The 9,189-nt window shown below is 68.9% G+C and carries 9 protein-coding genes; 3 read left to right on the forward strand and 6 right to left on the reverse strand.

Annotated elements, in window-relative coordinates; genetic code table 11:
- From AC2W7M_RS13610 to AC2W7M_RS13620, 3 genes are all read right to left on the reverse strand, one after another.
- Positions 1 to 1,372: 2Fe-2S iron-sulfur cluster-binding protein (locus tag AC2W7M_RS13610; RefSeq protein WP_486132810.1), on the reverse strand; the 1,372-nt coding region annotated here is incomplete at its 3' end.
- On the reverse strand, positions 1,369 to 1,641 hold the full coding sequence (locus AC2W7M_RS13615) for a sarcosine oxidase subunit delta (protein WP_486132817.1): 273 nt from the start codon (positions 1,639 to 1,641) through the stop codon (positions 1,369 to 1,371). The genes AC2W7M_RS13615 and AC2W7M_RS13610, both read right to left, overlap by 4 nt.
- Before the next feature lie 218 nt (positions 1,642 to 1,859).
- Positions 1,860 to 3,140, reverse strand: coding sequence for a sarcosine oxidase subunit beta family protein (locus AC2W7M_RS13620; RefSeq protein ID WP_486132811.1), 1,281 nt, complete (start codon positions 3,138 to 3,140; stop codon positions 1,860 to 1,862).
- Between the two features lie 448 nt (positions 3,141 to 3,588).
- Here AC2W7M_RS13620 and AC2W7M_RS13625 point away from each other — a divergent pair, with 448 nt between their 5' ends.
- From AC2W7M_RS13625 to AC2W7M_RS13635, 3 genes are all read left to right on the forward strand, one after another.
- Positions 3,589 to 4,254, forward strand: coding sequence for a LysR substrate-binding domain-containing protein (locus tag AC2W7M_RS13625; RefSeq protein WP_486132812.1), 666 nt, complete (start codon positions 3,589 to 3,591; stop codon positions 4,252 to 4,254).
- 133 nt (positions 4,255 to 4,387) lie between these two features.
- Positions 4,388 to 4,807: a hypothetical protein gene (locus AC2W7M_RS13630; protein ID WP_486132813.1), complete on the forward strand. Its 420-nt coding sequence runs from the start codon at positions 4,388 to 4,390 to the stop codon at positions 4,805 to 4,807.
- A 38-nt stretch (positions 4,808 to 4,845) separates the two neighbouring features.
- On the forward strand, positions 4,846 to 5,439 hold the full coding sequence (locus AC2W7M_RS13635) for an OmpA family protein (protein WP_486132814.1): 594 nt from the start codon (positions 4,846 to 4,848) through the stop codon (positions 5,437 to 5,439).
- 137 nt (positions 5,440 to 5,576) lie between these two features.
- On the opposite strand, the gene AC2W7M_RS13640 is transcribed toward AC2W7M_RS13635, so the two are convergent.
- The 3 genes from AC2W7M_RS13640 to glnT form a co-directional block, all read right to left on the reverse strand.
- The gene (locus AC2W7M_RS13640; RefSeq protein ID WP_486132815.1) at positions 5,577 to 5,777 is read right to left on the reverse strand and encodes a hypothetical protein; all 201 of its coding nucleotides are present in this window, start codon (positions 5,775 to 5,777) and stop codon (positions 5,577 to 5,579) included.
- 83 nt (positions 5,778 to 5,860) lie between these two features.
- On the reverse strand, positions 5,861 to 7,270 hold the full coding sequence (locus tag AC2W7M_RS13645; protein ID WP_486132816.1) for an ammonium transporter: 1,410 nt from the start codon (positions 7,268 to 7,270) through the stop codon (positions 5,861 to 5,863).
- Positions 7,271 to 7,743: 473 nt separating this feature from the next.
- Positions 7,744 to 9,102, reverse strand: a complete 1,359-nt coding sequence (gene glnT / locus AC2W7M_RS13650) for a type III glutamate--ammonia ligase (RefSeq protein ID WP_486132818.1) — start codon at positions 9,100 to 9,102, stop codon at positions 7,744 to 7,746.
- Positions 9,103 to 9,189 lie beyond the last annotated feature (87 nt).

Below are 9,189 nucleotides of genomic sequence, written 5' to 3' on the forward strand. Positions count from 1 at the left end.
CGGTGTCGAGGCAGTCCTGGAGCGGGAAGGCGCCCGCCGCCGCGCCCGCCACCGCCATTCCGGGGGGCAGGGCGCCGGGCACGAAGGCGCAGAGGGCTTCGTCATAGGTGGGCCGTCCGCCCATGTGGGTGGTGAGGTTGAGGTTGGGCGTCGCGCCGCCGGATACGCCGAGCGCCTCCACCTGGAGCGTCTCGCTGCCCGTGGCGGTGCGCACGGTGACGGCGGAGAGGCACTTGCCGGACGTGCCCGTCACTTCGCCCTGGATGACCCTGATGCCGAGCGCCTGCGCCCGCGCGGCCAGCGCCGGGTCGGGGCGCACATCGACGATGGCCTCCACCTTGACCCCGGCCTCCGCCGCATGGAGCGCGGCGGCAAAGGCATGGTCGTTGTTGACGAAGAAGGCCGCCGTCTGGCCCGCGCTCACGCCGTAGCGGGTGGCATAGGTGGCGAGCGCCAGCGCCGACATCACGCCCGGCCGGTCGTTGCCGGGGAACACGATGGGGCGGTCGAACGCGCCCGCCGCCAGCACGCAGCGCTTCGCCACGATGCGCCACAGGCGCTGGCGCGGCGCGAAGGGCGCCGGGACGGGGAGGTGGTCGCTCACCCGCTCCACCGCGCCATAGGTGCCGCCGTCATAGGCGCCGAACACCGTGGTGCGGGCCATGAGGCGCACGTTCGGCAGGCTCGACAGCTCCGCCTCCGCCGCGGCGGCGAAGTCGCGCGCCGGGCCGTCGCCGATGGCGGCGAACTCGCTGAGCAGCCGGCCGCCCAGACGGAAGTCCTCCTCGGCGAGGATCACCCGCGCGCCGGAGCGGCCCGCGGCGAGCGCCGCCGCGAGGCCGGCAGCGCCAGAGCCCACCACCAGCACGTCGCAGAAGGCGTTGGCCTTCTCGTAAGGGTCGGGGTCCGGCCGCTCGGCGGCGCGGCCGAGGCCGGCGGCGCGGCGGATGACGGGCTCGTAGAGCTTCTCCCACAGCGCCGACGGCCACATGAAGGTCTTGTAGTAGAAGCCCGCGCCTAGGAATGGCGAGAGCCACTGGTTGGCGCTCATGAGGTCGAAAGCGAGGCTCGGCCAGCGGTTCTGGCTGGCCGCGATGAGGCCGCCATAGAGCTCCACGGTGGTCGCCCGCGTGTTCGGCTCGCGCCGGGCGCCCATGCGCAGCTCGACGAGGGCGTTGGGCTCCTCCGAGCCGGCGGCGACGATGCCGCGCGGGCGGTGATACTTGAACGAGCGGCCGACGAGGCGCACCCCGTTGGCCAGCAGCGCCGAGGCGAGCGTGTCGCCGGGATGGCCGCGATAGGTGGCGCCGTCGAAGGAGAAGGAGAGGGTGCGGCTGCGGTCCACCAGCCCGCCGTGAACGAGGCGGCTCATGGCGTCGTCTCCTCGGCGCGGGCGAAGGCGACGGCAAGGATCTCGTGGGTGCGGGTGTTGCGCGTGACCTTCAGCCAGCGCCGGCAGCCGCTCGCGTGATACCAGAACTCGTCGTGCGGGCCTTCCGGGTTCGCCCGGTCATAGACATAGGCCGTGAACGCATTGCGCGCGTCCGCCGCCACCGGGTCGGGACGGGTCACGGTGGCATCGCCCAGATAGGCGAATTCGTGGGCGTCGCGCGCGCCGCAATAGGGGCAGGGAATGCGCATGGTCAGGCCCTCTTCCTGCGTGAGCGGGCTGCTTCGCGCGCCGTTGTCCTCGCGCGCTCCGTCGCCCGCGTCCCCGCCGTCGCCCTCCGGCTTGACCGGAGGGCCCATCCGGCGGCCGGGGCGCGCGGCTGGGAGGCGCGTGGATCCTCCGGTCAAGCCGGAGGATGACGGCAGTTGGGGGGAAGACGGCGGTTGGGGGGTGATCACGCAGGCGCGCATCAGTGCAGGTTCGGCTGGGCGCCGACTCCCTTCTCGTCGATCACATGGCCGCTCCGGAAGCGGTCGAGGCGGAAGGCGGCGTTGAGCGCGTGGGGCGCGTCCTTCGCGATGGTGTGGGCGAAGCACCAGCCCGAGGCCGGCGTCGCCTTGAAGCCCCCGTAGTTCCAGCCGGTGTTGAGATAGAGGCCCGGCAGCGGCCCCACGTCGATGATCGGCGAGCCGTCCATGGACATGTCCAGCAGCCCGCCCCAGGAGCGCAGCAGCCTGAGCCGCCCGATCAGCGGCATGATGGCCATGCCGCCCTCGCACACGTCCTCCACCACCGGCAGGTTTCCGCGCTGGGCATAGGTGTTGTAGCCCTCGATATCGCCCCCGAACACCAGGCCGCCTTTGTCCGACTGGCTGATGTAGAAGTGCCCCATGCCGAAGGTGATGACGCCCGGCACCAGCGGCTTCAGCCCCTCGGACACGAAGGCCTGCAAGGCATGGCTCTCGATCGGCAGGCGCAGGTCGAGGTGGCGCGTGAGGCGCGAGGTGGAGCCGGCGACCGCGAGCGCCACCTTGCCGGCGCGGACCGGCCCGCGCGTGGTCTCCACCCCCACCACCGCGCCGTTCTCGCGCAGGAAGCCCGTGACCTCGCAATTCTGCACGATGTCGACGCCGCGCCGGTCGGCCGCGCGCGCATAGCCCCACACCACCGCGTCGTGCCGCGCCGTGCCGCCGCGCTTCTGGAGCAGGCCGCCCTTGATGGGGAAGCGCGCATTGGCGAAGTCGAGGAACGGGGCGAGCGCGCGCACGCCTGCGGCGTCCAGCAGCTCCGAGTCGGCGCCCGCGAGCCGCATGGCGTTCGCGCGCCGGGCATAGGCGTCGCGCTGCGGGTCCGAGTGGAACAGGTTCAGCACGCCGCGCTGGGACACCATGGCGTTGAAGTTGAGGTCGGCCTCCAGGCCCTCCCACAGCTTCATGGACCATTCGTAAAACGGCTCGTTGCCGGGCAGCAGATAGTTGGAGCGGATGATGGTGGTGTTGCGGCCGGCATTGCCGGAGCCGATATGGCCCTTCTCCAGCACCGCCACGTTGCTTATGCCGTGCTCCTTGGCGAGGTAATAGGCCGTGGCGAGCCCGTGCCCGCCGCCGCCCACCACGATCACGTCATAGGCTGGCTTGGGGGCCGCGTCGCGCCAGGCGGGGCGCCAGCCCTTCTGGCCGGAGAGGGCGTTGGCCAGCAGGCTGAAGGCCGAATAATGCGGGGACCATTTCACCGACGAGGAGGCGGACATCAATCGCGATCCGAAGGGGCGCGGGCCCCGCTGCGCCGGGCTCCGGGGGCGTCCCGACCGGCCGTTGATGAAACCATAGCTAGGCGCGTTTCATGCGCTAGTATAAATCTCAATTATATATTGCGAGCCGGGGAGGGAACGGAATGGCACCACGGAGCGAGGCGCTGCCGTTCGACCTGAGGAGCCTCGAAATCTTCCTCGCGGTCTGCGAGGAGAGCGCCATGGCGGGTGCGGCGCGCCGGCTCGGCCTCACCCAGCCGGCGGTCTCCCAGGCGGTGGCGGAACTGGAGAACCGCATGGGGCGCGGTGCTGTTCGATCGCTCCGTGCGCCCGCTCGGCCTCACCCCCGCCGGCGGCCTCCTGCGCCAGCGGGGCAAGCGCGCTGCTCTCGGAGGCGCGCCAGATCGCCCCGGCGCTGCGCGACACCGGTAGCAGCCGCTATCCCCTGGTGCGCGTCGGCTGGTGGATTCGCTCACCCGCGCGCTCGCGCGCCGCCTCGGGCGGCCATCTGGCGGGGCTCGGCCGGAAGAGGTCTCGGATCCGCTCCGGCCTCACCGCCGCCCATGCCAGCGCGCTGCTGACGCGCCAGCTCGACTTCCTCGCCGGCGTCGACGAGCTGGAGGAGACGGAGGGCCTGGAGCGCCACCCGCTCGTCAGCGAGCCCTATGTGCTGATGCTGCCTGCCGGCCAGCCGGCGCCGGCGCGGGTGGAGGACATGGCCCAGCTCGCGGCGCGCCTGCCGCTGGTGCGCTTCTCGGCGCGCTCGAAGACCGGCATCGAGGTGGAGCGTCATTTGCGCCGGCTCAAGCTCGACCTGCCGCGGCGGCTCGAATTCGACACCCCGCTCGGGGTGGCGGCGACGGTGGCGGCGGGGGCGGGATTCGCCGTGACGACGCCTTTGTGCATCCACGAGGCGGGGCTCGCGGCCGACGCCTTCGCCGTCGCGCCGCTGCCGGGCCCCGCTTTCGCGCGCAGCCTCACTTTGGTGTCGCGGCGCCAGGAATGGGGGCGCCTGCCGAAGGAGGTGGCCCAATTCTGCCGGGCCTCGCTGGAGGTCCTCCTCGGCGCCGCCGGCCCCGTGGCGGTGCGCGGCGCGGCCACCCGCGCCGGCTGAAGGCAAGGTCCGCTGCGCGCGTTCACCATGGGGCAGTTATGGTTATCCCCATTCTTGACCGGTCCGTGCGAGGATGGCTTTCCCCTGCGGCTGTCCAGGGGCCCTTCTTCTCCCTCGGGTGGAGCGCACAACAATGAAGATCATACGTGTTCTGCTGGCTGCGGCGGTGCTCGCCGGCGCCGGCTCGGCGGCGCAGGCCCAGACCATGAGCTATGCCCAGGCGGGCGCGCTACTCGCCAAGAGCTGCGGGCCGGACATCAACCGCCTGTGCGCGAACGTCAATCTCGGCAACGGCGCGCTGCACGCCTGCATGGATCAGAAGATCAGCCAGGTGAGCGACCAGTGCAAGCGCGACTACGCGCTCGCCCGGGCCTCGATCGCCCAGCGCGATGCGGCGCAGGATTCCATCGCGCAGGTCTGCAACGCCGATACGGCGCGGCTGTGCCCCGGCATGGTGCCCCAGGATGGCAACCTGCTCTCCTGCCTGCTCCAGGCGACGCGGGTCGTGAGCGCCGCCTGCAACCAGGCCATCACCGACGCCGGCTACCGGTGATCATGCGCCCCCTTTCCCTCAGATCAAGGACGAACGCCATGACGTCGCCTTTGCCCCGCCTCGCGCTCATTGCCGCCCTCGCGCTTGCGGCCGGCCCCGCGCAGGCCCAGACCGCGCTGTCCGACAGCCAGATCCTTAGCGGCCTCCAGGGCCTCACCGACAAGGCGCCGGGCATCACCGCCCAGCAGCTGCGCGACATGGTCCGCCGCCACATGGAGCAGAATCCCGGCGAGCAGCTCACCCGCCCCTCTCTGGCGCTGAACCTCGACCGGCTGCCGCAGATCAACGTGCAGATCCAGTTCCGCCTTGGCTCGTCGATCATCGAGCCGTCGTCCTACGGCACGCTCGGCGCCATTGCCGATGCCATGCACAACCCGATCTTGCACGGCTACAAGTTCATCGTGACCGGCAACACCGATGTCACCGGCCCGCGCGAACTGAACCTCAAGCTCAGCCAGGCCCGCGCCGACGCGGTGGTGAGCGCGCTGGTCACGGTGTTCAACGTCAACCCGACGCGCCTTGAAGCAGTGGGCCTCGGCGAGGAAGTGCTGCTGGACCCGAAGAAGCCGACCGATCCCATAAACCGGCGGGTGCAGATCTTCACCGTGGGCCGCGTCAATCCCGGCTCGTGAGGCCGCGGCCGGCTGCGCCTGACCTTGGGACACCGCACCGGCCCTGAACATGCGAAATCGCGCGGCCCCGCGAAGGGCCGCGCGACGTCTCGGGCCGCGCCGGCGGGACAGGGAGGCGCCGCCGCCGCCCGATCCCTTCACTCCGCCGGGCTGGCGACCGCCTCGGAGGTGTGGTCGAGCTGCTCCTCGTGGAGCTGCTTGTCCATGGAGACCTGCTTGGCGATGAAGACGATGAAGAACACGAGCGCGATCACGGAGAAGAGCGGCTCGTAACCGGCGAAGGGATAGACCTCCGCCATTTCGGTCAGCTTCGCGAGCGATGTGACACCGGTATGCATGGTCTAACTCCTGAGGTCCTGGATGATGGCGGGCAAGGCGCCCGGAGCCGCAGCTCCGGGCCGGTAGGTGCGAGCCCGACGGCTCAGAGCTTGGCCTCCGTGCGCTGGATGCTCTCGAATGCGGCTTCCGTGCCCGAGTGGTGCGGGTAGGTGGTGTGCACGTGCTTGCCGTCGAGGCCGATGACCTCCACGTGCGACGGCACGCGCAGCAGGCCGAACATGGCGAGCAGCTTGCCGAGGATGAGGCCGGGGATGAGGCCGAAGCCGATGGCGAACATCAGCGAGCCGAGGATGTTGCCGATCGGGGTGATGACCGGCAGTCCCTCGGCGTTCACGCCGAACCAGCCCACGCCCTCGCCGAGGGTGACGAGCGCGCCGGCGGAGGGCAGCACCGCCGGATAGCCCCACAAGGCGAAGCCCGCGATGATGCCGCCGAACAGGCCGCAATAGCCGTGCACCGCGACCGCGCCGACGGCGTCGTCGATCTTGAACTTCCGCTCCACCCAGAAGTGCAGCTTGTAGGCCATGATGGTGCCGGCCACCGCGATCACCAGCGCGATGATGGGGTGGTAGAAGTCGTTGCCGGCGGAGGCCGAGATGAGCCCCGTCAGGCCGCCCGAATAGGTCCAGTAGGCATTGCCGTTGGAGATCATGTAGGCGGTGACCATGCCGCCGAACAAGGCGAGCAGGAAGTTCATGGTGACGCCCGACAGGGTGATCGGCACGCCGTAGATGTTGGTGGCGGTGAAGTAGGGCGAGCCCTGGGTGCCCACGTCAACGATCGGGATGTGGCAGGCGGCGTAGAAGCCCCAGAAGCCCACATAGATCATGAACAGGCCGATGGTGATGAGCCAGGGATTGTGCGCCGGGATCTCGCGCGGCGTCCCGTCCGGCGCGAACTTGCCGATGCGCGGGCCGAGGAAGACCAGCACGCCAAGCGTCGCGAAGCCGGCCACCGAGTGCAGCACGGCGGAGCAATACTGGTCGTGGAAGCCCATATATTGGGACATCCAGCCGTTGCCCGCCCAGCCCCAGGCCGCCGGGATCACCCAGGCGATGGCGCCCACATAGATGGCGATGATGAAGAAGCCCGACGTCTTGGTGCGCTCGATGAGGGCGCCCGAGACGATGGAGGCCGCCGTCATGCCGAACAGCGCGAACGCCGCCCAGAACACGCCGGAGATGCGGTCCGACAGGTTCGGCGCGATCTTGGTGGACCAGGGCTCGAAGCCGGTGGTGAAGCTGAGCGCCGAGGTGGAGATGGGCCAGCCCTGGAAGGCGATGTAGATCCACATGCCGAACAGGAAGAAGGCGAGGCCCACCAGGGGAATCGCCATGGTGTTCTTGAGCAGCGTGTGCTGCACGTTCTTCACGCGCGCCGCACCCACCTCGTACATGCAGAAGCCGACATGGATGAAGAACATAAGGACGACCGTCAGGAAGTAATAGAACTCCGTGAAGATGGTCGTCAGGGCTGCCAATTGGTCTGTCATGCTGGTCCCCGAACGCTGTTGCGCCTTTGGCCAGAGCCCCCGCAGGATCCCCTCCGGTCGGGCCAAGGTTTTCACTGTGGAGCAACTTTTATGCCAGGGAGGCAGATGCCCCGGCGGATGCCGCTGCGTGAGCACGTTCGGCGACGGTGGGGAATGGCCAAGAGGCTGAGCCAAAAGGAAAATTATCGAGGCGTCCCCGGCGATGCCGCGTCGCAGAGGAAAATCGCGGCAGCGGAGACGTTCCAAGCACCTGGGTCGCCGGCGCCAATGCATCTATCGGCTGCACCGGGCACGGCGAGGGTGCACAGAAAACGGGCTGCAATTCCTTTGATCCTTGTCAAACCGAAAGAATTGGACGCCTTTTTGCTCAAGAACTCGTCAAGGAATTGACCACCAGATCTGCCGAAAAGAAAGGGCCCCGGCATCAACACCGGGGCCCTCGTGTCTTGCAAGACGCGACGCAGACAGGTCCGTCAGATGTCGAGCGTGTTGTCCCGCTCCCACTGCGTCAGGTGGCGCGAATAGGCGTTCCATTCCTCGGTCTTCAGCTTGAGGTAGCCGGCGACGAAGGGGGCGCCGAGCCGCTCGGCCAGCACCTTGGACTTCTCCAGGTTGCGCAGGGCGTCCAGCAGGTTCAGCGGCAGCTTCTTGGCCGTCTTCACCTTGTGGCCCTCGGTGTACATGTTGATGTCGAGGCGCTTGCCGGGATCGCGCGCATTGGCGATGCCGTCGAGCCCCGCAGCCAGCAGGCCGGCCTGGAGCAGATAGGGATTGGCCGCGCCGTCGGCGAGGCGGAACTCGAAGCGCCCGGCATCGGGAATGCGGATCATGTGGGTGCGGTTGTTGCCGGTATAGGTCACGGTGTTGGGCGACCAGGTGGCGCCCGAGAGCGTGCGCGGGGCGTTGATGCGCTTGTAGGAATTCACCGTCGGGTTGGTGAGGGCGCAGAGCGCGTCGGCATTGTGGATCAGGCCGCCGATGAAGGCGTAGCCGAGCTTGGAGACGCCGAGTTCGCCCTTGGGGTCGGAGAAGGCGTTCTTGCCCTTCGCCCACAGCGAGACATGGGCATGGCAGCCCGAGCCGGTGAGGTTCGGAAACGGCTTCGGCATGAACGTTGCGCGCAGGCCGTGCTTCTCGGCGATCGACTTGACCATGAACTTGAAGAAGACGTGCCGGTCCGCGGTCAGCAGCGCGTTGTCGTAGTTCCAGTTCATCTCGAACTGGCCGTTGGCGTCCTCATGGTCGTTCTGGTAGGCGCCCCAGCCGAGCGACAGCATGGCGTCGCAGATCTCCTTGATGACGTCGTAGCGGCGCATCAAGGCGGACTGGTCGTAGCAGGGCTTTTCGGCGCGGTCCGAGGCGTCCGAGATGGCGGTGCCGTCGGCGGAGACGAGGAAGTATTCGCACTCGACGCCAGTCTTCATCTCGTAGCCGAGCTTCGCCGCGTCGGCGAGTTGCTTCTTCAGCACCGCGCGCGGCGCCTGGGCCACCGGCTCGCCGTCCATGAAGAGGTCGGCGGCGAGCCAGCCCACCTCCGGCTTCCAGGGCAGCTGGATGAGGCTCGCCGGATCGGGCACGGCGAACATGTCGGAATCCGCCGGCGACATGTCGAGCCAGGTGGCGAAGCCGGCGAAGCCGGCGCCTTCCTTCTGCATGGCGCCGATGGCGGAGGCCGGAACGAGCTTGGCCCGGAGGCCGCCGAACAGGTCCACGTAGGAGATGAGGAAATACTTGATGCCGCGATCCTTCGCGGCCTTCTCAAGGTCGGTGGTCGCCTTGGCGGCTGAGGAGGAGCGCCCCTCCGCCTCGCGCGCGATCTCGAACTGGCGCATCATGGGTTTCGTCCTTGGAAGGTGGTGATTTTTCTTAAAGCGCTTGTGGGCGCTCCGGCACGCGGCCGGGGCGCGGATGTGAGGCGG

It is taken from the genome of Xanthobacter sp. BG11Y11_SDJG (assembly GCF_057364445.1).

Bases quoted from the DNA above. Each gene is read 5' to 3' on its own strand.
- AC2W7M_RS13620 (WP_486132811.1), bottom strand. From the start codon at position 3,140: ATGTCCGCCTCCTCGTCGGTGAAATGGTCCCCGCATTATTCGGCCTTC.
- glnT (WP_486132818.1), bottom strand. From the start codon at position 9,102: ATGCGCCAGTTCGAGATCGCGCGCGAGGCGGAGGGGCGCTCCTCCTCA.
- AC2W7M_RS13630 (WP_486132813.1), top strand. From the start codon at position 4,388: ATGAAGATCATACGTGTTCTGCTGGCTGCGGCGGTGCTCGCCGGCGCC.
- AC2W7M_RS13640 (WP_486132815.1), bottom strand. From the start codon at position 5,777: ATGCATACCGGTGTCACATCGCTCGCGAAGCTGACCGAAATGGCGGAG.
- AC2W7M_RS13635 (WP_486132814.1), top strand. From the start codon at position 4,846: ATGACGTCGCCTTTGCCCCGCCTCGCGCTCATTGCCGCCCTCGCGCTT.
- AC2W7M_RS13615 (WP_486132817.1), bottom strand. From the start codon at position 1,641: ATGCGCATTCCCTGCCCCTATTGCGGCGCGCGCGACGCCCACGAATTC.
- AC2W7M_RS13645 (WP_486132816.1), bottom strand. From the start codon at position 7,270: ATGACAGACCAATTGGCAGCCCTGACGACCATCTTCACGGAGTTCTAT.